20 protein-coding genes are annotated in these 23639 nt (G+C 43.7%); 6 read left to right on the forward strand and 14 right to left on the reverse strand.

All coding sequences use genetic code 11. The features are described 5' to 3' along the window. Positions 1-471: 471 nt before the first annotated feature. Positions 472-1533 (forward strand): histone deacetylase family protein, encoded by a 1062-nt coding sequence (locus IPZ60_RS08085; protein WP_194197294.1) that lies wholly within the window; start codon positions 472-474, stop codon positions 1531-1533. Positions 1534-1625: 92 nt separating this feature from the next. Here the strand turns inward: IPZ60_RS08085 and IPZ60_RS08090 are convergent, their stop codons facing one another. Continuing rightward, on the reverse strand, positions 1626-2390 hold the full coding sequence (locus IPZ60_RS08090; protein WP_194197295.1) for an IclR family transcriptional regulator: 765 nt from the start codon (positions 2388-2390) through the stop codon (positions 1626-1628). A gap of 218 nt (positions 2391-2608) precedes the next feature. On the opposite strand from IPZ60_RS08090, the gene IPZ60_RS08095 reads away from it, so the two are divergent. The 3 genes from IPZ60_RS08095 (at position 2609) to IPZ60_RS08105 (ending at position 7324) form a co-directional block, all read left to right on the forward strand. Next, positions 2609-4108: an NAD-dependent succinate-semialdehyde dehydrogenase gene (locus IPZ60_RS08095; protein ID WP_194197383.1), complete on the forward strand. Its 1500-nt coding sequence runs from the start codon at positions 2609-2611 to the stop codon at positions 4106-4108. Between the two features lie 158 nt (positions 4109-4266). Further along, complete coding sequence (gene gabT, locus IPZ60_RS08100; RefSeq protein ID WP_194197296.1) at positions 4267-5541, forward strand: 4-aminobutyrate--2-oxoglutarate transaminase; 1275 nt, start codon at positions 4267-4269, stop codon at positions 5539-5541. 340 nt (positions 5542-5881) lie between these two features. Next, the gene (locus tag IPZ60_RS08105; RefSeq protein ID WP_194197297.1) at positions 5882-7324 is read left to right on the forward strand and encodes an APC family permease; all 1443 of its coding nucleotides are present in this window, start codon (positions 5882-5884) and stop codon (positions 7322-7324) included. A 95-nt stretch (positions 7325-7419) separates the two neighbouring features. On the opposite strand, the gene IPZ60_RS08110 is transcribed toward IPZ60_RS08105, so the two are convergent. The 6 genes from IPZ60_RS08110 to IPZ60_RS08135 form a co-directional block, all read right to left on the reverse strand. Beyond that, a complete protein-coding gene (locus IPZ60_RS08110; protein WP_194197298.1) occupies positions 7420-8799 on the reverse strand; it encodes an NAD-dependent succinate-semialdehyde dehydrogenase in 1380 nt (459 codons plus the stop codon). Positions 8800-8884: 85 nt separating this feature from the next. Beyond that, a complete protein-coding gene (gene aguA / locus IPZ60_RS08115) occupies positions 8885-9991 on the reverse strand; it encodes an agmatine deiminase (protein WP_194197299.1) in 1107 nt (368 codons plus the stop codon). A gap of 48 nt (positions 9992-10039) precedes the next feature. Next, positions 10040-10909: an N-carbamoylputrescine amidase gene (gene aguB / locus IPZ60_RS08120; protein ID WP_194197300.1), complete on the reverse strand. Its 870-nt coding sequence runs from the start codon at positions 10907-10909 to the stop codon at positions 10040-10042. A 173-nt stretch (positions 10910-11082) separates the two neighbouring features. Next, on the reverse strand, positions 11083-12576 hold the full coding sequence (locus tag IPZ60_RS08125) for a Na+/H+ antiporter NhaC family protein (RefSeq protein WP_194197301.1): 1494 nt from the start codon (positions 12574-12576) through the stop codon (positions 11083-11085). A gap of 173 nt (positions 12577-12749) precedes the next feature. Continuing rightward, a complete protein-coding gene (locus tag IPZ60_RS08130) occupies positions 12750-14081 on the reverse strand; it encodes an FAD-binding oxidoreductase (RefSeq protein ID WP_227669285.1) in 1332 nt (443 codons plus the stop codon). 1 nt (position 14082) lies between these two features. Next, entirely contained in the window at positions 14083-15426 is a 1344-nt protein-coding gene (locus IPZ60_RS08135) for a glutamine synthetase family protein (RefSeq protein ID WP_194197303.1), read from the reverse strand. 344 nt (positions 15427-15770) lie between these two features. Here IPZ60_RS08135 and IPZ60_RS08140 point away from each other — a divergent pair, with 344 nt between their 5' ends. Beyond that, on the forward strand, positions 15771-16508 hold the full coding sequence (locus IPZ60_RS08140; RefSeq protein ID WP_194197304.1) for a gamma-glutamyl-gamma-aminobutyrate hydrolase family protein: 738 nt from the start codon (positions 15771-15773) through the stop codon (positions 16506-16508). Next, complete coding sequence (locus tag IPZ60_RS08145) at positions 16486-17133, forward strand: cupin domain-containing protein (protein WP_227669286.1); 648 nt, start codon at positions 16486-16488, stop codon at positions 17131-17133. The genes IPZ60_RS08140 and IPZ60_RS08145 overlap by 23 nt, the downstream gene beginning before the upstream one ends. Positions 17134-17220: 87 nt before the next feature. Here the strand turns inward: IPZ60_RS08145 and IPZ60_RS08150 are convergent, their stop codons facing one another. The 7 genes from IPZ60_RS08150 to greA form a co-directional block, all read right to left on the reverse strand. Beyond that, the gene (locus tag IPZ60_RS08150; RefSeq protein WP_194197306.1) at positions 17221-18543 is read right to left on the reverse strand and encodes a glycosyltransferase; all 1323 of its coding nucleotides are present in this window, start codon (positions 18541-18543) and stop codon (positions 17221-17223) included. Then, positions 18506-18664 (reverse strand): hypothetical protein, encoded by a 159-nt coding sequence (locus IPZ60_RS08155; protein WP_194197307.1) that lies wholly within the window; start codon positions 18662-18664, stop codon positions 18506-18508. Before IPZ60_RS08155 ends, IPZ60_RS08150 begins: the two co-directional genes overlap by 38 nt. Before the next feature lie 20 nt (positions 18665-18684). Next, positions 18685-19557, reverse strand: a complete 873-nt coding sequence (locus IPZ60_RS08160) for a TIGR03915 family putative DNA repair protein (protein ID WP_194197308.1) — start codon at positions 19555-19557, stop codon at positions 18685-18687. A 78-nt stretch (positions 19558-19635) separates the two neighbouring features. Further along, positions 19636-20904, reverse strand: a complete 1269-nt coding sequence (locus IPZ60_RS08165) for a putative DNA modification/repair radical SAM protein (RefSeq protein ID WP_194197309.1) — start codon at positions 20902-20904, stop codon at positions 19636-19638. 184 nt (positions 20905-21088) lie between these two features. Next, entirely contained in the window at positions 21089-21664 is a 576-nt protein-coding gene (locus tag IPZ60_RS08170) for a hypothetical protein (RefSeq protein ID WP_194197310.1), read from the reverse strand. Between the two features lie 112 nt (positions 21665-21776). Continuing rightward, positions 21777-22763 (reverse strand): hypothetical protein, encoded by a 987-nt coding sequence (locus IPZ60_RS08175; RefSeq protein WP_227669287.1) that lies wholly within the window; start codon positions 22761-22763, stop codon positions 21777-21779. A gap of 181 nt (positions 22764-22944) precedes the next feature. After that, on the reverse strand, positions 22945-23421 hold the full coding sequence (greA, locus tag IPZ60_RS08180; protein WP_110922744.1) for a transcription elongation factor GreA: 477 nt from the start codon (positions 23419-23421) through the stop codon (positions 22945-22947). Between the last annotated feature and the right edge of the window lie 218 nt (positions 23422-23639).

Genomic DNA, 23639 nt, shown 5'->3' on the forward strand with positions numbered 1-23639 from the left:
ATCTCATACTGTGCCTTAAACTTTGTTAAGGCATGCGCATTACCATTATTTCACGCCTTGTCTGGAACAGTTTTAGTCTTCAGCAGTGCCTATTTATGAATGTTCAACACGCCCTAGTACAAAAATATATTTCCTACACCTTAAAAACCATTGTAAGCATAATGCGAATAATTAAGAGTTGCAAAGTGTCGCTTATCATTCCTATAATGAATTTTATATATAGAATTTTAATTCAGTATATTGAACAGTTTTTTTTGGCTATAAATGGTAAATGAAGAGTTGGCCATCGTTCGCTAATGCCCAACTCATTGTAAATATGAATATGAGGTAATAGTTTTAAATTTTTTTTATCACCTATCTTTATTACTCATATTTATTAATAACCTCTTTCAGTGCCACGGTTCAATGTTCAATGTTCAACAGACCTTAAAATTAAAGACAAAATTTATTGCAAACAATGGAGTGTTAAATATGAAAATATATAGTCATAAGAACCTAAGTCTGCACAGACCGCTGCCATATTTTTCTTACGGAAAGATGCATGAGCCGTTAGAGGTGCCAGAGCGTATGGTTGAGTTTTTGAAAGCACCAGCAGCGTTAGGTTTAAAAGTGACGGCAGCGACTGACATTGGCATCGGACCAGTACTAGCAGTTCACGATTTTGGTTATGTTGAGTTTCTCCAAAATGGCTATGATGACTGGATGGCAGTGGAGGAAGATCTGGGTGCGCAGGTGCAAACGGGAATTTTTGTGCCTTATGACAATCCTGGTATTGGCATCATGGCCAAAGCGGCAAAGTATCAGGCAGATGATAGTGCGCCAATCAGTGAGCACTCTTGGACCTCTATTTATTGGTCTGCGCAAACGGCACTCAACGCAGCTGAAGCCCTGTTAAATGATGAGGCATCAGACATCGAGCGTGCCGACAGTCATATACAGCTTTGCTTTTCACGGCCACCTGGACATCATGCACGTAAGAGTGCAGCTGGCGGGTTTTGTTATCTGAACAATGCTGCCATCATCGCTGAACATTTACGCCAGAAATACAAAAAAATCGCCATTATCGACACTGATATGCATCATGGACAAGGTATTCAGGAAATATTCTACGATCGTAAAGATGTGCTTTATACTTCAGTACACGGCGATCCCGTTAACTTCTATCCAGCAGTGACAGGGCACGCATTTGAGAAAGGTGTCGGCGAGGGTGAAGGCTATAATATCAACTTCCCAATGCCGCACGGCACCGATGAAACTGGATTTTTCGAATATATTGATAAGTCTATCGAGGCGATGACGCTATTTGACCCTGATGTTATCGTTCATGTATTGGGCTTTGATGTTTATGAAAATGACCCAGAAGCGAAATGTGCCGTGAGTACGGAAGGCTTTAAAATATTGGCGCAAAAGATGATTGCTTTAAACAAGCCATTGATTGTCTTGGTAGAGGGTGGCTACTATATTCAAAAGCTCAATGATAATCTGCAAGCATTTTTATCGGGGCTTGTTGCAGAAGATAGCAGTAATAGCTAGCTGACACAATCAATCCAACTGAAAGCTCAGTAGAGTTAAAATTAAAGTAAATCGATTGCAGGATTTGTCGTAACAGACCCTGCATTTATGCTCTATGAATTAGCAATAAACCCCAAACGCTGCTCAATTTGTTCAGCCAATTCAATCAATACCGCACTCACTTCCTCGCGTCTAATCTCATACTCTCCTTGCAAAAAACTTACCGCCATACCAGCAATCGCGATACCTGATGCATTACGAATATAGGTGCCCAAGCAGTACATGCCGTCACGTAGTTGGCCGTCATCTAGTGAAATGCGACTTTCATGAATATCGTCAAGCTCATCAGCCAAATGCTCAAAGTTATCGACCCCATTTTGAGTGATTGGCGTAGGAAATACGCCTTCGTACAACGAATGAATACTGTCCGTCGTCAAGGTGGATAGCATGGCTTTGCCCGTGGCAGAAAACACGGCTGGCACGCGCACACCAGCACGAAAGGTGAAGCCGAGCGGGGCAGGTGATTCATGACAGGCCAAAAATACCACTTCGCCCAAGTCCAATTTTGACAAGGTAACTGTATGTTGGAGTAGCACAGGATATTGCACGATAAGGTCTTTGAATAACTGTATGACCCCTTGTTGCTGCTCGTATTTGCCAGCCCAGTACATGAGATATGAGCCCAGATGAAAGCGGTTATCAACATCTTTATAAATGACATGTTTGGTCAGCAGACTTTGCAAAATATTGTGGGTAGAGCTGCGAGGCAGTTCAAGCTGCTTAGCAATATGAGCAGCAGTCAATGGTTGAGGGCTGTCAGTAATTAAATCTAAAATCTGAAACGTTTTGTCCAAGGCTGGAACGGCAGTTGTGCTCATAAAGTGACCAAAAAAGTAAAGTAAGGGAGACGTAATTAGGATAATAGCAAAAATTTCAATTAAAAAAGGAATAAGGGTTGCAAAGTGTCTCGTATCATTCCTATAATGATGTCTCACATATGGAATTGTTGTACAGTATATTGAACAATAGATAGTTTATCAATAACTGTTTTACTCCTCTATCAAGTGGTCATCTTATTAAAAGTTATAAATTGGCAATGAGCTTGCCGACAAGGAGCATTACTATGACAAAGCCCACAGCAAATATAAAATTATCCAATCCAGATCTACTCAAACAACAGTGCTTGGTTAAAGATGGGTGGCATGGTGCTAGTGATCAAGAAACCCTCGATGTGAATAATCCATTTAATGGTGACCTCATTGGCACAGTGCCAAGCCTTACCACCGAAGATGTTAATGGCGCTGTTGCTTATTCTCATGAAGCGCAAATTGCGTGGGCAGCCAAGACTGCAAAAGAGCGTTCAGAGCTTTTGCAAAAATGGGCAGACCTCATCGATGCCCATAAAGAAGATCTCGCTATCATTATGACGGCTGAGCAAGGTAAGCCTTTGACTGAATCACGCGGCGAAATTGGCTATGCTAATAGCTTCATTCGCTGGTTTGCAGAAGAAGGTAAGCGTGTCTATGGCGACGTAATTCCTGCCAATAGCACACAGTTACGCCATGTCGTGCTCAAACAGCCAGTCGGTGTTTGCGCCGCTATTACGCCTTGGAACTTTCCAGCAGCGATGATCACCCGTAAAGCAGCCCCTGCATTGGCAGCTGGCTGTACGATTATTATCAAACCTGCGACTGAAACGCCATTCTCTGCCTTGGCACTGGGTGCATTAGCAGAAGAAGCGGGTATTCCAGCAGGGGTTATACAGGTAGTGACTGGCAAATCTTCGGTGATTGGTGAAATCCTAACGGGTGATGCACGTATTCATAAGCTGTCGTTTACAGGTTCTACAGAAGTAGGTCGTACGTTGATGGCTCAGTGTGCACCAACCATCAAAAAACTGTCGTTAGAGCTGGGTGGTAATGCGCCGTTTATCGTCTTTGATGATGCGGATCTTGAAAAAGCAGCAACAGGTCTTATTGCGTCTAAATATCGCAATGCTGGTCAGACTTGTGTTTGTGCCAACCGTGTCTATGTCCAAGACAGTATCAAAGATGAGTTTTTAGACATCTTTGTCAAAAAAGTCGCCGCGCTAAACGTCGGTAACGGCATGGATGAAGGCGTCGATATTGGACCTCTCATCAATAAAAAAGCCCTAGATAAAGTACAAGCGCTACTTAAAGATGCATTAGATAAAGGTGCAAATCTCATCACTGGCGGTAGCACTAACAGTGCCTCAGAGCTGGCATATAATCCGACCGTTATCACGGATATCAGTAGTGATATGGATATCGCTTCTGAGGAAATTTTTGGCCCTATCGCTACCATCTTTACGTTTAAAGACGAAGCAGAAGTTATTCGTGCTGCTAATGACACTATCTATGGCTTAGCGGCTTATTTCTACAGTAGTGATTATGCTCGTTCATGGCGTGTGACGGAAGGCCTAGAGTACGGCATTATCGGTCATAACACTGGTCTGATCTCTACCGAAGTGGCTCCATTTGGTGGTGTGAAGCAATCAGGCTTTGGTCGCGAAGGCTCAAAATACGGCATAGAAGATTACGTAGTAACCAAGTACTGGTGTTCTGACGTTAGCTAATATAGTCATTCCACTAAATTGAATCGACTATATAACGATCGCTAAAATGTAATACCCATTTTAATGGTAGCCATTGTGATGGTACTAGTACCAATCACAATGATATCGACAGTAATGAATTTAATACAACCAACACCACATGAAAAAAGGACATTCTGATGACCACGAACACCCAAACCACTAACGAAGCATTACTTGCCCGCCGTAAAGCTGTTTTACCTACCGGCCTTGGTATCGCGTTTCCTATCTTTGCCGAAAGAGCAAAAAACTCAGAGATTTGGGACGTTGAAGGCAATCGTTATATTGATTTTATTGGTGGTATCTCGGTATTAAATACTGGTCATAGTCATCCAAAGATTACCCAACGTGTGCATGAGCAAGTCGACAAATTCACGCACACTGCTGCACAAATTGTTAGCTATGAAAGCTACGTCGATCTTGCAGAAAAACTGTGTGAAAAAGCACCTATCAGCGGTCCGACCAAAGCATTGTTTTTGACCACTGGTGCTGAAGCTGTCGAAAACTGCATTAAGATCGCTCGTGCGAAAACCCGTCGCCCAGGCATCATCTCTTTCGTTGGTGGCTGGCATGGTCGCACCATGATGTGCATGAGCTTAACTGGTAAAGTATTGCCATACAAAAAGAACTTTGGCCCAATGCCTGGTCCTGTCTTCCATGCATTGTTCCCTGCTGAAGAGTTAAACATCACAGAAGCACAAGCACTGCATAGCCTTGATATGATTTTCCAAGCCGACATCGATCCAAGCGAAGTAGCGGCAATGATTATTGAGCCTATTCAAGGCGAGGGTGGTTTCCATCAAGTAACCCCATCATTTGCCAAAGCGTTACGTGAGATTTGTGATGAGCATGGCATTGTCTTGATTTTTGATGAAGTACAGTGCGGATTCGCCAGAACAGGTACTTTGTTTGCAGGCGAGCAGTTAGGTGTTGAACCAGACTTGATGACCACGGCCAAGAGTTTGGCTGGTGGCTATCCTGTATCAGCAGTTATTGGTCGTGCCGATATTATGGATGCACCGCAAGTAGGTGGTTTGGGTGGTACGTATTCTGGTAGCCCGATTGCATTGGCGGCAGCATTGGCTGTCATAGAAGTGATTGAAGAAGAAAACTTGCTTGAGCGTAGTGTCGTGATTGGCGATACCATTGCTGCATTCTTGAAAGGCTTGAATCTAAGCAGCATTGGCAACATTCGTTATAAAGGTGCCATGCTAGCATTTGATTTGGTTGATAGCGAAGGCAAGCCAGATGCTGCTGCCACTGCCAACCTTAAACAGAAATCTTTTGAGCAAGGCCTGTTACTAGCGTCTTGTGGTATGTATGGCAATGCGATCCGCGTAATGGTGCCATTGACGGTTGAAGATGAAATCTTACAAGAAGGCCTTGATATCATTGGCAGCATATTAACTGCTTAATTTGAACAGCAATGTTTTAAAGGCAGTGATTTAAAAGCAATGGCAAGGCTGCCCTTAGAGTGTCCACTCTGAGTTTTTAATAAGTAACAGCGCCTTGCACGACAAGACGCTGTTATTTTTTTGCCTACTGTTTTTTATCTTCTATTTTACGGTTATTTATATCCTTATTAAGGAGTGGTGCTAACACAGTAATTCAATAAAGCGATTGAAATCAATTTATAGGTTCGTCCTATAAATTGGTAAGTACGGAAAATAACGATAATGGGCTATGCCCGAATACACTAAAGCCAGATTAACTTTGACGATTTAATCTGGGTGACACATAGACAAGGAGTAAGTTATGTCTGGACTAAAAAAATCGCTGGGGATGTTTGATATTATAGCCTTAGCATTTGGTGCTATGGTAGGTTGGGGTTGGGTAGTACTGGCTGGCGGCTGGATTTTATCTGCTGGTACGTGGGGCGCGATGTTAGCGTTTTTATTGGGTGGTTTGGCAGTGATACTGATTGGTGTGACTTATGCTGAGCTCGCTTCATCAATGCCTATCACGGGCGGTGAGCATACTTATACCCACCGTGCGTTAGGGGTGAATGTCTCATTTATCTGCTCATGGAGTATTCTATTTGGTTATTTCTCTGTCGTCGCATTTGAGGCCGTCGCCTTGCCGACGGTCGTTGAGTATTTTATTCCCAATTATAACCAAGGTTACCTCTGGACGATCGCAGGCTGGGATGTCTATGCCACTTGGGTTGGTGTGGGGATGCTGGGGTCAGTGATTGTGACATGGCTGAATATACGAGGCATGGAAGTCAGTGCATGGTTCCAAAAAACAGCGGTTGTAGGGATCTTGTTTGTCGGTATATTACTGTTCATTGGTGCGGCATTATATAATCCTGCGACATCGACTGCGATACAAGCCCCAGCGTTTATCGGTGGTGCTGCTGGTGTGATGGCAGTTATCGTGATGGTTCCCTTTATGTTCGTCGGCTTTGATGTGATTCCACAGGCAGCTGAAGAGATTGATTTAACCCGTCCTAATATCGGCAAATTCCTAATCGTATCAATAACGATTGCAGTACTTTGGTACATCGCAGTGGCCTGGAGTGTCGGTACCACATTGCCATTGATTCAAGCAGAAAACTCTACGTTGGCGACCGCTGATGCAATGACCAATGCGTGGCATGGTAAATGGGCAGGTATCCTACTGGTTATCGGTGGCGTATTGGGTATTTTATCAAGCTGGAATGCGTTCTTGATTGGTGGTAGTCGTCTACTGTATGCGATGTCAAAAGCGCATATGTTGCCAGCATTTTTAAGCAAATTACATCCAAAATATAACACACCTGTTAATGCGATTTTATTGATTGGTGGTTTAGCCACGCTCGCGCCATTATTTGGTCGCAAAATGCTGGTTTGGATTGTTGATGCTGGTGGTTTTGGTATCGTCATTGCTTATACTTGTGTTGCTATCTCTTTCTTAGTACTGCGCTACCGTGAGCCTGATATGGTACGTCCATTCAAGATACCTGCAGGTAAACTGGTGGGTATGATAACGATTGCACTAAGCTTTGGCTTATTGGCACTATACATGCCAGGTATGCCGTCTGCGCTTACCGCTATCGAGTGGTGGATTTTCTTTGGTTGGACGGTGTTGGGTGTGGCGCTATATGGTTATGCAACCATTAAGTACCCTGGCAAAAGTGAAGCCATCATGGCAGAAGAGTTGCGCGAATTAAAAATCGTGAATCAGCTGTGGTTGAAAGACAACCCACCTAAAAAGTAAGTCTATTTAAAATATCCATTAAAAAAGCCTAACATCAATGTTAGGCTTTTTCTGTTTTAGGACAGGAATAGAATGTTTAGATTAATACATTTATTCTATGCACCAGCTTTATTACGAATCAGCTTATAGTTTAAGAATTCAGTAATACCTAGCGTGCCTAACTCGCGACCGAAACCTGAGCGTTTAACACCACCGAATGGTGTATTGGCTTCACTACCAGATGGAGAGTTGATAGTCACCATGCCCACTTCTAATTTCTCTGCGATTTCTGCAGCAAGTTCTGGACTTTGAGTCTGGATAGAAGCACCAAGACCAAATGGCACATCGTTAGCGATTTGGATGGCATGATCGACATCACGAGCTTTATAGATGACGGCGACAGGGCCAAATAGCTCTTGACGATAGACATCCATTGATTCCGTCACATCCGTTAGTACAGCTGGCGCAAACCAAGCACCTGGCTTATCTTTTACTATGCCGCCTTCTACTAAAACAGTAGCACCTGCTTGAATGGCGCTATCTAGCTGCTTTTGAAGACCATCAGCAGCCGCTTTAGAAGACATTGGTCCCATAAACGTCTGCTCCTCTAATGGGTCTGCCAATGTCATGGCACGTACGTTATCAGTGAATGCTTGAACGAATTGATCATACACGTCATCGACGATAATTAAACGCTTAGCCGCATTACAGGCCTGTCCGACATTACCAAAACGACCTGAGATGGCTCCCTGTACGGCTTTTTTGATGTCTGCATCAGCGGTAACGATAAAGGCATCAGAACCACCAAGTTCTAAGACAACTTTTTTGAGTGCGCCGCCAGCTTCTTTTGCAACCGCTTGACCTGCACGCTCAGAACCCGTCAATGAAACACCTTGTACGCGGGTATCATTGATGATGGTCGCTGACTGCTCGTTGGTCGCAAAGATATTGTTATAAACACCATCAGGCATGCCTGCGTCTTTCATGATATCGACGATAATTTCGGCTGTCTTAGGGCACTGCGGTGCATGCTTTAGAATAATAGTGTTACCCGCCATGGCGTTTGGCGCGACGAAGCGAGCTACTTGATAATGTGGATAGTTCCAAGGCATGATGCCTAGTAGTGCGCCTACAGGGCGTTTTTCTACAGAAGCTGTTCCTGTATCAACGTCGATGGTGTTAGGGGCTAATAGTTGCTCAGCATTGTCTGCATAATAGCGATAGATGTCAGCGACCAGACCAATCTCACCTTTTGCTTGAGCGACTGGTTTACCCATCTCATTGGCGACGATACGTGCTAGCTCTTCTTGACGGTCAAGATAGATATCCGCGACTTTATGGAGTAGCGCACTGCGTTCACTTAGTGGAACATGACGCCAGCTTTGATAAGCTGTGTCCGCTTGCTCAATCACTTGTTGGATATCTTGTTCGGTTGCCGTAGGGTAGGTGGCTTCGAGTTCGCCTGTGGCTGGGTTGTTTACTTGATAATCGCTCATAAAAAGTCCTTTTGTTTACATTTTATTTTTGGTTATGTTTAAAATTTTATATTTAGAAAGCCATGTATAAAATACATAAATCTCGTTATTGCGCGTTGGCGATAGGCTGCTGCTGAGTAATACAGTGGATATTGCCGCCGCCAAACACAATCTCTTTCGTTCGTACTCCAACTACCTGATGCTGAGGGAAGATTTTTTCAAGCTGTTCAATCGCTAAACTGTCATTAATATCATCATATTGCGGCACAATGACACCGCCGTTACAAATAAGAAAGTTAGCATAAGAGGCGATACAAATATCGTCCGTATTACGAGACTTGGCATCTTCTGACTGAATAATATCAGCATTGTCAGGCAAGGTTACAGATTGCTTGGTACAGCACAGCTTATGCACTTTTAACTGCCGACCTTTGGCATCAGTCATCTCTGAGAGCTGCTGATACGCCTTTTGAGTGGCTTCATAGAATGGATGCTCAGTATCATCAGTAAATAAACAGACCACTTCACCAGGACGGGCAAAGCAGGCAATATCATCGATGTGCCCAGTGGTTTCATCTGGGTCAATACCGTCATCAATCCACAGTACTTTTTCAACATTTAGATGTGATTTCAGCATGTCTTCAATTTGCGCTTCGTTTAAGTGAGGGTTGCGCCCAGGACTTAGCAAGCACATACGGGTGGTCAATACTGTACCTTCGCCATCGACATGAAAGGCGCCGCCTTCTAGCACGAAGCTGTCGGTACGATAGCGCTCAATATCTAAATGTTCGCACAGTCTCTCGGCGAGCTTGTCATCGTCATCCCAAGGCGTATAAAGGCCATCATAATCGCCGCCCCATGCATTAAACGTCCAATCGCACGCACGCAATTCACCGGCATCATTCACCAAAAAGGTAGGTACGATATCGCGCGCCCACGCATCATTGCTTGGCATGGTTATCACATCGATATTATCGGGCAGTTGCGCACGACAAGCATCAAAGTCATTAGCATTGACCAAAACGCCAACCTCACTGAACTGTCTGATGGCAGTAGCAACATCTGCATATGCTGCTTGTGCAGGGACGGCTTTCTGTCGCCAATTATCTTCTCGATACGGCCATACCATCCAGACTTTTTGCATAGGTGCAAATTCTGCAGGCATATAAAAGCCGTCTTGTTTGGGGGTCGAACCTGTCAGTAATTTGGACATAAAGTCACCTTATCGCACTCAAGCGGTTATAAAAATAGGGGAAGTGGGTTAGCCGTGCGTGAGCAATGTGCCATACATTGAGGGGCGACGGTCACGGAAGACGCCCCATTGACGACGCTGTTCCGCCAGTTCATCCAGATCAAAGGTGGCCATGATAAATTCACTTTTATCGATTGAGGCTTCTTGTATTATCTCACCGCGTCCATCAGTGATAAAAGAGCTGCCATAAAATTGCATGGTGCTGTCAGTAGCATTTTGGCTGATGGTTTCTTCTCCAATACGGTTGGAGGCGATAACAGGCATAAGGTTAGCCGCAGAATGACCCTGCATACAGCGCTGCCAGTGGCCCGTTGAGTTGATGTTTAGGGTTGGCTCATCACCAATGGCAGTTGGATATAGCAGCATCTCTGCACCCATGAGAGCCATACTGCGAGCGCATTCAGGGAACCACTGATCCCAGCAAATACCCACACCGATTTTGCCGTACTTAGTGTTCCAAACTTTAAATCCCGTGTCACCAGGCGTAAAGTAGAATTTCTCTGCGTAAGGGATACCATCTGGAATGTGCGTCTTACGGTAGGTGCCCAGTATTTCGCCGTCAGCATCGATGATGGTCACACTATTAAACATCGAATTGCCTGACTTTTCATAAAAGCTAATAGGCAGTACCACTTCAAGCGACTTTGCCAGTTCTTTGAAATGATTGATGGCTGTATTGTGCTCGACTTCGGTAGCCAAGTTGAAATATTCAAAATCATGCACTTGGCAGAAATAAGGGGTTTCGAATAACTCTTGTAGCAAGATAATATTGGCACCAGCTTTCGCAGCTTCAGTGACTAAGGCTGTGGCTTTTTCGATATTTTCTTGTTTGTCCCAAGTGCAGGCTATTTGAGTGGTGGCGACAGTAACGGATCGCATGGTGTAGCTCCTTGATTATAATTTGTCTTTTGTATGAATAAAATAAAGCGTCATAAAAGTAAGGTTTGGTCATAGTAACGGCTTAAATAGTGATGTATTTAAACCGTATTGTGGTTAAGAAGTTATTTAGCAGTGAGAGTAGCAGTAGCAGCTTCTTTACTCACTATCTAGCGTTAAGCCATCATAAAACCAAGTCCTAAGAAGGTAGCAACCGACAACACAGCACCAAGCATCGCGTAAGGGAACTGTGTGAAGGCATGTTGCATGGGCGAACAACCGGCACCTTGTGCTGCTAATAATGATGAGTCACTAAAGAAACAAGCATGACTACCAAATGAAGACGCTGATAACAAAGCACCGATAACCAATGGCGTACTAACACCTAGCGCTGCAGCTACTGGAAATACAATCGGCATGGCAAGGACATATAGTCCCCAGCTTGATGAAGTGGCAAAGGTTAAGAAGGCCATAACAGCGAAAATGACAGCAGGGAAGATAATAATCGTCATATGCGGTGAGATAGCGTCAATCACATACATGGTCATACCAAGCTCGTCGTTAATGGCTTTCAAAAAGAAACCACCAATAACCGTCGACAATGGGTATAACATGACTTTGAAGCCTGTAAAAATTGATTCTACTTGGGTCTCAAAGCTCAAAAGACCTTGTGCCCAATAGACCATAACGGTCACAAAACAGGTAAGCAATGCGCCTCTTAATAAATCCACTTCAAAGTAAATAGTTGACACGATAAGCAATATCATTGGGAATGCAAAGTTAAAAATATTGGCTTTGAATGATAACGTACGTTTGGCTTTAACATTTGAAACCAACTGCTCATCGATAAAGTCTTCTGGAACAGGGTTACCTTCTTTCGCGCGTTTCTCTGCACGTTTCATTGGGCCCCAGTCACCGATGATACCGTAGGCCACTAAAAATACGATAAGTAATGCAAACCAAGCGTAAGCCATGAATGGAATAGAGCTGATATAAAGCGACATACCAGCGCCGTCTGCTGCCACGCCGTTTTCTTCTAACAGGCCTGAAAAGTAAACTGCCCATGTAGAGATAGGAACGATCACACACATTGGTGCAGCGGTAGAATCGACAATATAAGCAAGCTTTTCACGCGATACACCATAAGTATCTGTGAGTTTTTTGACTGAAGTAGAAACAGCCAAACAGTTTAGGTAATCATCAATGAATACCACAACACCCAAGGCAAAGGTCGCGAGTAGTGATTGTCGGCGTGATTTAATGATTCTTTTGAGCCATTCGCTAAAGCCATCTAAACAACCACTAACTTCAAGCAATTGGATAAGACCACCCATGAGACCACAAACCAGAACAATCCAAATAATGGTTTCGTTACCGAGTACGGCCGAGATGTTGTCTGCAAATGGAGAGACTAAATCGAATGGATTGAGCATCACGAGGCCAGCAACACAGCCTGCCATCATTGACTCAAAGGGGCGTCTAGAGATAATAGCAATGATGAGGACTAGCATGGTGGGTAGTAGGGATAGTATGCCCCAAGACTCTGATGCATCGCGGGTGGATGATAACCAGACAAAGGCAAGATAGATAGCTATTCCCACTACGACAGTGAGAAAAACTCGCTTGTTATGATACTGTCCTTCAACGGCATCATTGAGTTTCATGTTCATGGTTACGCTCCTAGTATGACATTATGGCTTATATAGAGAAGATCCTGTTTTTAGGGTAATGATCGATAGGAAGTGCGAGTGGACTTCCTATTGAGATAGTAATAACAATCCATTACATTAATGGCTTCGTTGTACTGCATAATCCTGCAGTGCGTCGAAGCCATTATTAGTACTTATAAGCCAGTCGTGTCCTTTAGCGCGTACCACCATGATCCCATCATAGAGTAAGGCACTCGTAGTGCGCGACCACCAGGGAAAGGAATCCATGGAATTTTCGCAAAGGTGTCAAACTCTTTGGTGTTGCCGTTGATGGCATCCGCTAATATCTGTCCAAACAAATGCGACCCGGTTATGCCGTGACCACTATAACCATGGGCGAAATACACGCGATCATGTAGCTTACCCATCTGCGGCACGCGTGAAAAAGACAAGGCAAAATTACCACTCCATGCATAGTCGATTTTTACATCACGCAGTTCTGGAAAAATCTTATTCATGTTGGGTCTGATTTTGGCAGTGATATCAGAAGGATCTTGACCACCGTAGACCGTACCACCACCAAACAACATACGCTTATCTGCTGACAGACGATAGTAATCAAGGATATAGCGGACATCTTCGACACAGACGTCAGTTGGAAGCAGCCTATCTGCTAAGTCACCTAATGGTTCGGTGGCGATAATTTGTGTCGATACGGGCATGACTCGGTCAGTCAGCTTAGGAATGACTTTGTTTAAGTACGCATTTCCGCACATAACAGCTTGCTTACAAGTGACCGTACCAAACTCAGTGATGACCTTGATGTGGTCGTCAGCATACTCAACATCAACGACTAAGGTATTTTCATAAATAGTGCCGCCACGTGATTCAATGGCCGCTGCTTCACCAAGCGCAAGGTTTAGTGGATGAAAATGTCCACCTGAGTGATCGATAACCCCGCCTACATATGCCTCTGACTTGATATGCTCTTGCATACCGTATTTGTCTAGCATTTCGCGATCATGCATGCCGTGGCTTTCCCACAGTGCATGCGTTTTTTGTAGATCTCTTAATTGCCCGTTGTTTAAGGCGGCAAAGATGTTCTTTTCTTTCAAATCGCAGCTGATGTCGTAATCTTGGATTAGTCGACGAATGATTTTGCCACCGCGTGTTACTAGCTGACCGACAAAATCAGCGTTTTGTTGACCATAAGAGCTTTTGATTTTTTCTAAGCTGGCATTCAGACCATTGACAATCTGACCACCATTGCGACCCGATGCACCCCAACCAATTTGTGCGCCTTCTAGCACGACCACTTCATGATCTGTCTCCATGAGATGCAGCGCTGTAGATAGACCGCTATAGCCACCACCGACCACGCAAATCTCTACATGAATGTCATTTTCTAGCGTTGGTCTATCTGGTTTAGGATTGCGACTGGCAGCATAGTAGCTATCAGGATACTGTCCTTTATCTGAATAATGCGGGATATTACGCGTGTTATTAGACGGTTTGCTATTTGACATATTAGACATCCTGTAAATAGGTGAGGTATTCAAGATTGGTGACTTGCTGAGAGAAGCGTTTGGCTTCTTGTTTTTTAACCGCAATCAGCAGTTCAATCATTTCGCTTGGGAATAAGGCATCAATGACGTCGCTGTTTTCAAACTGACGAATGGCTGAGAGCCAATCTAACGGTAAGGTTTTGAGGTCTTCTTCATTATAAGTAATGCTATTGATTGGTTCAGGTGCTTCCAGTTTGTTTTCGATACCATACAGCATACCTGCCAGTACCGCACTACAGACGAGATAAGGGTTGGCATCAGCGCCAGAGACGCGATGCTCAATACGGCGCGCTTTTGGATCACCACCTGGGATACGTACGGCTGCTGTGCGGTTTTCATAACCCCATGACACATTGTTCGGTGCCAATGTGCCTGGTGCAAAACGGCGATAAGAGTTGACATGTGGTGCAAATAATAACGTGCAATCTGACATGGTCTTCAATAGCCCGGCGACGGCATGACGTAATATATCTGAGCCTTCCGTTGAGCCATCATCAAAGACATTGTTGCCATCTTTATCTAATAAGCTGCAATGTACATGGAAGCCATTACCTGACTGTAGACCAAACGGTTTTGCCATAAAGGTAGCAGTGAGCTTACGACGAGCAGCGACCGCTTTGACCACTTGTTTGAATAAGATGGCATCATCGGCGGCTTTTAACGGATCATCGACATGTAGTAGGTTGATCTCAAACTGACCACAGCCATTCTCCGCTAATGCCGCATCAACAGGAATATCGAGTTTCTCACACTGAGCATAAACTTCGTCTAAAAACTCATCAAACTGTAATAAATCATTGATGCTTAGAATAGAGGTTTTGTTTAATCTCAGACCGCTTTTCGGACGAATAGGTGGTTTTGGTGTCTCGCCTTCTGTGTAGTCCACCAAATAAAACTCAAGCTCAGTAGCCATCACTGGCGTCAAACCAAGCGCTTTGAATTTTTTGCTGATGTAGTCCAAAACGTGTCTGGCATCACCGTAATACGGTTCATTGTCTTCGGTATAAAGCCAAACAGGTAATAGCGATGAGGCTGCACTAGTATTCAGAAGGGGATAAGCGGCACGACCTGTAGGACGAGCAATGGCATCAATATCACCATTACATTGAGAGGACTCGATGACGTCTGCACCCCAAATATCGACACCTAAAATAGATAGAGGCAATCGGATGCCACCAGCTTGTGCTTTGTCCATTTGGTTAAATGGAATACGTTTACCGCGAAGTAAGCCGTTAATATCACCTGCTGCAACATATACATATTCAGTTTTACTTGCAGATGTGATGGTTCCGTTGGTCGTCGTCATGTTGTTCATCCATGTCAGTTTTTGAAATATTTGGGTTGGCCTTGCTGATTTTGTTCACGATATGAAGCACTTAACGTATTTCGGGATACTGTCTATCAACTTTCTAAATGTATAAAAATTGTTCTTTGTCATAAAGATGTCTTTTAATATATGGATGAAGGTTATAGTTGTCAATATTTATTTATAATTATCTAAAAGTAATTTATATAACTCATATAAACCAATTTAATCAACAATGAAGTTTATAGTTTACATTTACTAGGTAGTTATGATAAATTTTAGTTAAGTTAAATACCGCAGTATCTGGACATCTAGGTACAGATATCACATTTAGGGAAAATCACATGCCTACCTCTAGACCTATCATCGCTATTGTCTCGTGTCACAAAATGGTGGACGGCCAGCCAGCCCAAGCGGTATATCAAAAATACATCGATGCTATCCAGCATTATGGTGGCAATCCGATATTGCTTCCCTATACGGCTGCTGACAGCGAGAATTTCGATGCATTGGTTGCGTTGGCAGATGGTATCGTATTGACAGGGAGTTATAGTAATGTCGCGCCGATGCGTTACGGCGCATCGCACGTAGAAGAAAAGCAGGATTTAAATCGTGATGAACTTAGTTTCAAACTACTGGCTTATTCAGCCGAATCTGGCACACCTTTACTAGCAGTGTGCCGAGGCTTGCAAGAGATGAATGTGCATTTCAATGGGACGCTACACCCAGATTGGCGTGAAGTAGAAGGATTCTATGAGCAGCATTTAGAGGACAATACCCAGCCGCTCGAAGTGCAATATCAGCCAGTACATGACGTCATTATCCAGCCTGAGGGGAAACTTGCAGCATTTGGTGACGAGTGGCACGTTAACTCGTTACACAAGCAAGCCATCAATAAAGTGGGTGAGGGTTTGTTTGTAGAAGCGCTGGCACGTGATGGATTGGTAGAGGCGATTAGCTTAATAGAACATCCGTTTATGATTGGTGTACAATGGCATCCTGAGCTGAATTATGCACAAGATGGTTTTTCCAAATTTTTATTTACGGAATTTATTCACTATGCCAGTCAAAAAAAATCCTGATAATGATATCCCAGACAATGATGAGGCAACCTCTGTTGAAGAACAAGAGGTGTCTGAATCGGTTGAAAAGCCAGAAGAGAATATCGGTAAAAAAATCAATCAATTACGCCTTACTAAAGGGTTCTCACAGCGTAAACTGGCGAGACTGGCAGGACTGACCAACACCTCAATCAGTGCTATCGAGCGTAATAAGGTTAGCCCTGCTGTCAACACGCTAAAAGCAATCTTGCAGGTGCTCGACTCTGACCTGAATACCTTTTTTAGTGACGAGTGGAAGGAGCGTAAGGACAGAGTCGTCGTTACGCCAAAAGACCTCATAGAGATTAGTGAGCCAAACAGTCGGGTCTCCATCAAACAAGTATTCAATGGCAGTCCGATCAAGAATTTAGGGTTTTTGATTGAGGTTTATCAGCCGAACAGTTCGACTGAAGATAGGATTTCTCATGAAGGTGAGGAGATTGGTACAGTCATCGAAGGCAAGATTATCATTCGTATTGACGACACTACCTACCTGTTAAATGAAGGCGATAGCTACGTGATTAAAACCTGTCATCCACATACTTTTATCAATCCAAGCAATGCCATCACTCGCATTGTCAGCGCGCATACCCCAGCGACATATTGATTAAAAGGGTGGCGGCTGGTAAGAACGGGCACGGAACTATTTACAGGCGCACAGTCAGTAGATAGCTGAATATTCATAATAGGCTTTCTAAGTATCGGTCTCTTTTGAGAGGTTGGGTGCTTCAGAAAGCCTTTTTTTAGTAGGTTCTGTATTGGCAAGCGCATCGTTCTGTTTTGCCCTAGCATCATAAATTTTGGCTTTATTATTTGTGGTATTGGCAGTGGGTTTCAAATACTTCTTAATTCTTCTTACTGCTGCTGCATCGGCTTCAGCTTGCTCTTCTGCCAGCGCCATATCACTCAGATTTTGATAAACATTGAGGGTTTCCTCAATCATCTCACGCATCGTGAATTTGTTCGTCATCTCCGGACGAGTCACGCTTTCTAACTGGTTTCTAACCGCTTTACAGAGGGACGTCGCATTGTATTTTTTGACCAGACCTTGCGGATAGAGCGGTTGTAGAATTTCGCTAAAGGCCGCTTGATCCCAGCCAATAACGGGGGTGCCTAAGTGAATCGCTTGCAGCGCATTGATCCCAATAGACTCAGGCTCATTAGCCAGTGCCATCACGATATTTGCTGCTGACAACCATTCACGCATGTCATTGCGTTTGCTACCCACATAAGTGATGCGCTCCGCCAGACCTAAGGTATTGGTACGTTGACGAAAATCCTCATGTGCCACGTCACCATCTTTATAGTCATCATCCATAATGATGACGTGGATGTTAGGGAACTGCTCTTGTAGATTCCCCAAAATATCGATTAACCACTCTTGACCATATTCATTGCCAATAATGGTTGGAAATATCAGCCACTTTTTATGTTCAAGCTCTGGATATTCTGCAAAGGTGTGGCGTAGCCAATAGACTGAGGGATTGTGCCGATAGGGATAGCGGCGAGTATCGATACCTCGGTAGATACGTTTGATAATTTTTGGTGCAGTATCTTCACGGCGTAGGCGATGTTTTAGATAATTGGTGACACTGTCAGAGACGGTAATCAGCGTGTCGACATTGAGCAGTGCTTGTGAGTATCTATTAATAGGGTAAAAGCCATACATGGTCGAGACCAGTTTAGGCATGCGTTTCACACGTGCACGGCGTAAGGCTAAATGAACAATCCATGCGGGGGTACGCGAGTGCGCATGAATCACATCAGGTTCGTACTTTTCAATCAAATGGCGCAGTGGCGCAACTTGGAGTAATGATAGCCAAGACTTTTTATTCATTTGCAACTGGTGATAGTTATTGCCGTCGCGTTTGAGGCGTCTGACTAGATCATTGTCTTCATCGGCGCTTGAGACGATGATAGAGGTGTGTCCATTTTTGACCAATGCGCGCCCAAGATGAAAAATACCGCGCTCGGATTCATCATGCTTCAAAGACGACAGTAAGCGCATAACTTTCATAATAGCGTCGATCACAGGTTAGTAATATCAAGTTGCTATTGTCAGTTAAAAGCGGTAAAAACTCAACCATCAAGGTAAAGTTAAAGCGTTTGTTTTTTAGAGCGATGAATAAGTCTGCCATAGATACAACGCTGAAAACGCTTATCGACGTTTTTGTAGATGCTCAGCGTTAGGCAGTACTTGTTTTTCGCTCAAATACTTCCAATAGCGCTGCGGTAAGTACTGCTTGTGCAAGCGTGGGTTTTTACGTTCCTTGATATTGACGTTAGTAAAGTAGCCTTGCCAAAACTTCTGGTAACGCTGTTCGTCCTCGCTATGGATACTGGCAGGATTACGCAGTACCACATCATCAAGGTCAGTAATGGTTTGCAGTGCGGCAGGGCGTGACGGTGTGCTTTGGCTTTTGTCATAATAAATCCCAAATCCGCGACTGATATCATAAATGGCCCAATGCTGGTCTTGATAGCGCTGACGGAAATGCTCACCAATCAATGGCAATACATTAAAATCAGGCTCCACTCGCGCAAAATATATATCATCAGTGGTATGCTCAAAACGCACAAATGCCTCCATTCGGTGCTTTTCACGACCCACAGATTTGACTGTCTGCACCAATTCAAGAACGTCTAAATTACCTAAATCTTGCATGATAGATCGGTTAGGGTAGTCGATGGCATATTTGACCACCTGAAATAAAGTGGTGCCGATATTGTCTTTTTCTGATAAAAATCCCCAAAGCATATTGCGCATACCTGAGCGCCCCAATAGCTTATTCAGTTTTGTGAGGACACGCTCGGCCTTGTCTTCATCAGTTGCCACACTGGTTGCTTGAGCAATCAATGAGGGTACATAGCAATCTTGCGCTATGAGCTGTAATGCGGAATCGTGTTGTAGTTTATACTCATAGGCGTGATAGACCGCACTAAGCCAACCTTCAAAACTTGGCTCATAAAGCACAATGCTAGGCGTTACTTGACCGACAGAGTAAGTTTTGTTTTGAACAAGTACTGACATTAGCTGCCCTCAGAAAACAGTTGACGTGTAGTGGCTTATTTTAAAAATGAATTTTACGAATAAACTTTACTCGCACATTTAAAATAATGCCAACTGCCCGTTGCGTTGGTCCTTATACTTGGTTTGCGTCTGTGCCAGCACATACTGACGGAAGTTATCACGGGTTAAATGGGCAAGATGCTCATTTTTACCTGTCGTTGCGATGAAGTATTTGGCACGGTTGACGGCTGCGCCCATCTTTTTGAGATGATATAAGGTCAGCTGATTAAACTTACGAGCTTTCACTATCTTTTTAGCTGTTTTGGTACCGATACCAGGTATACGAACAATCATCTCGTACGTTGCAGTTTGAATATTGACAGGGAAGTGCTCACGATGGCGTATCGCCCACGCCAGTTTTGGGTCACAGTCCAAATCTAAAAATGGCGAATCCGGCTCAACGATTTCATGCGCGCCAAAACCATAAAAACGCATTAACCAATCTGCCTGATAAAGGCGGTTTTCACGCACCATAGGCACTGGCGTACCAATCGCTGGTAAGCGATTATCAGATAGCATGGGTACGTAGCCAGAGTAGTAAACACGCTTGAGGTCATACGTTTTATAAAAGTGACTCGATAGCTGAATAACCTGCAAATCGGTCTCATTACTGGCGCCCACAATCATCTGGCTGGTCTGACCCGCTGGCGTGAATTTCGGCGCTTTTTTATGGGTTTTACGACTCTCACGAATGGTGATAATTTCTTCTTTTACCGTCTCCATGGGCGCTTTTAATTGCTCATGTGATTTTTCTGGCGCAAGTAATGCTAATCCTGATTTGGTCGGAATTTCAATATTAACGCTTAAGCGATCAGCATATAGTCCGGCTTCTAGCAGTAGCTCTTTTGAGGCACCGGGTATGGTTTTCAGATGGATGTAACCGTTGAAGCGCTCACGGGTACGCAGTAGTTTAGCGACCTCGACCAATCGCTCCATCGTATAGTCGCCACTTTTGAAGATACCAGAGCTGAGAAACAGCCCTTCGATATAGTTACGGCGATAAAACTGCATGGTCAAATCGACGACTTCTTCGACACTAAAGGCAGCACGTGGCGTGTCATTGCTTTTGCGTGAGGTACAGTAAGCACAATCATAAATACAATGATTGGTCAGCAGGATTTTGAGTAGACTGACACAGCGGCCATCTTCGGTATAGCTATGGCAGATACCTGTCGCTGAGGCATCACCGAGACCGCCGCCTTGGTTCTTGCGTGTACCAGCAGAGGAAGAGCAAGAGACGTCATACTTAGCAGCGTCCGCTAAGATGTTGAGTTTGCCCTGTAGTCGTTCATAATTAATGGTTGCCATAAGCGGTATTTACCAATGCATTAATGAAAGACTATTTTAACAAAAATAGCGTTAAGTCATTGTAATTATAGCTAAAATAAAGAAGATAAACGACAACGGCTGTCGCTTACATATGTGTATTTTGAGATAATTTTTTAGATGAAATTCTAGCTTCTAGTACGTCTATATTGAGATTGGCTATAGTTTATACAAAAAATTGCTCGGCCAGTAATCCAGCTACCAAGCTACCGACAATACCCAAAATACCAAGCAATAGGAGGGGAATAGCCAGTATCGTTAGTATCTGTGATTGGCTTTCTTTAACCTCGATAGAATAGAGGCTTAAATCAATATCTGCCAAAGGTATGGCATTTCCTAGAGTTGCTTGCAGTCTTGAGGTGCTTGACCCTGATACTAGCTTCAACTTGTAATGGTCAGCTTCCGCCCGAAAGGTGAACAGCTCCATTCTACCAGTGGCAAAGTTATTTGAGCGTGGAGATAGTATTGAGGGATTAAGCTTAATCTCTTTGCCAGTAGCTGTACTTGAGATATGAGGTCGGAACTGAGCCAGTGGCGTTTTTTTAAACACAGGGCCTTTGTGCCAAATGGAATAAACACCGGATTTCGAGACAGTGAAATTGCCAACGTTATCATGGTAGGGTAGCGCTAGCAATACGTCGCCAATGAATGCATTTATAAGCAGTTTTATTGCTTTGAATACTATAAATATGCCCACGGGAACAATGAGGAATAATAGTATTTTAATGGACAGTACGCTCATTATTTTTATTCCTCAATGATTAAAAACTTGGCAATTTAAAAAAAGGTCTTGCTGGCTAGAGATGTAGCCCACAAGACCTCATAAAATTTATTAAACAACCACGCCCTAGTTTTTATTGAACCTTAGCGCGTATTACTACAGTCTGGGTGGCACTGGCATCTAGATTGACTAAGTCCCATTTAAGACCAGAGTAGCTCACTTGTGTCGCTGCCGTATTACTCATTGGTTGAATCACCTGATAGCTGTTGCCATCCGTGGTTGCAAGGGTTGGCAATAGACTGTTCAGCGATACCAATTGAATGCCACTTGGTAATGACACCATTGCATTGATACCGTTCACTGGTTGCGCGGTAGTATTGGTATAAGTGGTGTGGTACTCAATAATATCACCTTGAGCAATATGATTGGCAGGTACGGCTATCTCACGTCCTTCCTTATTCTTTAATATTTTCATGACCTTAGTTTGTGCATTGACGATATCAGGCTTACTAAAGCTTGGGGTCAGTTGTAGGGTCTCTAAAGAAACCGTATTAGCTGTTTGATCGGTAAAGGTTGGGCTAATCGCTGATTGGTTAAGCGTGGATTGATTAAGCGTCGATGAGCTGGTCATAACTTGAATGGCAGTTGATGCATTCATCACTGGCAATTGAGTAGCAGACGCGACAGGCAGGACTTGCTTTACGTTATTGAGTGGTGTGGTGATAACGTTCACTTTGGTGACGGCGTTAGTCCCCTGATTGTTCACAGGCACACTAGTGACGGTGGTGCTGGCTTGAGAAATGATAGTATCGTTAGCACTCTGACGAACAACATAGCTTGGGGTCGTTGTTACTTGAGTCACAGCGTAAGGCATGCCGTCCTGCATGGTGATGCCATTAGGTGTTGCAGTGATAGTCGCGGTGTTACCATCAGAGTACTGCTCAACCACAGTTGTGCTGCCGCTAGCTGATTGATTAATGGTTATTTCAGGCGCAGCATGGGCTGAAGTTGCGGCAAGTAAAGTGCCTGCGACAATCGAAGAGATAGCAGTGGCTATTGATGTTTTTTGAACCGCTATTTTTTTGGTGATAAGCAGTGATGTTGCAAAATCCATATTCATAAAAGACTCCTTTAAAGTAATAGTAAGTGAAGCAGTAGATAACGCGCAAACAAAAAACCCTCGTTAAATGACACTATAGCGCATGTCAAATAACGAGGGTATCAGTATTTATAATAGCCACGGTCAATCATTCAGCCAGCATTATTTTTCGTGAACTACTAAGCCAAGCTGTTCGTCAATATTAGTTGTATATGACTTTCATAATTTCATATTCGACCACGCCTTTTGGCGTTTCAATACGGGCTTCATCGCCTTCAGACTTACCGATAAGACCACGAGCGATTGGCGAGTTGACAGAGATTTTACCCGCTTTAAAGTCTGCTTCGTCATCACCAACGATTTGGTATTGTTTTTCTTCTTCGGTATCCATGTTTTCGATGATAACGCTCACACCAAATACCACACGACCTTCTTGTGGTAGCGTCGAAGGATCGATAACTTGTGCGCCGCCAAGTTTGGCTTCGATATCACGGATACGTGCTTCACAAAAACCTTGCTGCTCACGTGCTGCATGATATTCAGCGTTTTCTTTTAAATCGCCATGTTCGCGAGCTTCAGCAATAGAAGCTGTGATGCGTGGACGGTCGATACTTTTTAACTGTTTTAATTCGGCTTCTAGAGCCTCATGTCCTTGCGGAGTCATGGGATAACGTTGCATGTTTTTTCCTTGAACCAATAACACCACACCATCTCCTACTCTTAGTGAATAGTGAGATGGTGTTGGGATTATTGCAATGGGTATAAAATATAAAAAGAGAGTGGTTTAGGCTGCATAACTAGCATACGAATGGTTATGTATGAGCGTATTTATGCTCCACTAATGCACACTTAACCTTACGTAATAAAAAGCATAGTCGCAGTTTAGCCACTATGCTT

The sequence above is a fragment of the Psychrobacter sp. NG25 genome (assembly GCF_015234355.1).
Taxonomy (GTDB): domain Bacteria; phylum Pseudomonadota; class Gammaproteobacteria; order Pseudomonadales; family Moraxellaceae; genus Psychrobacter.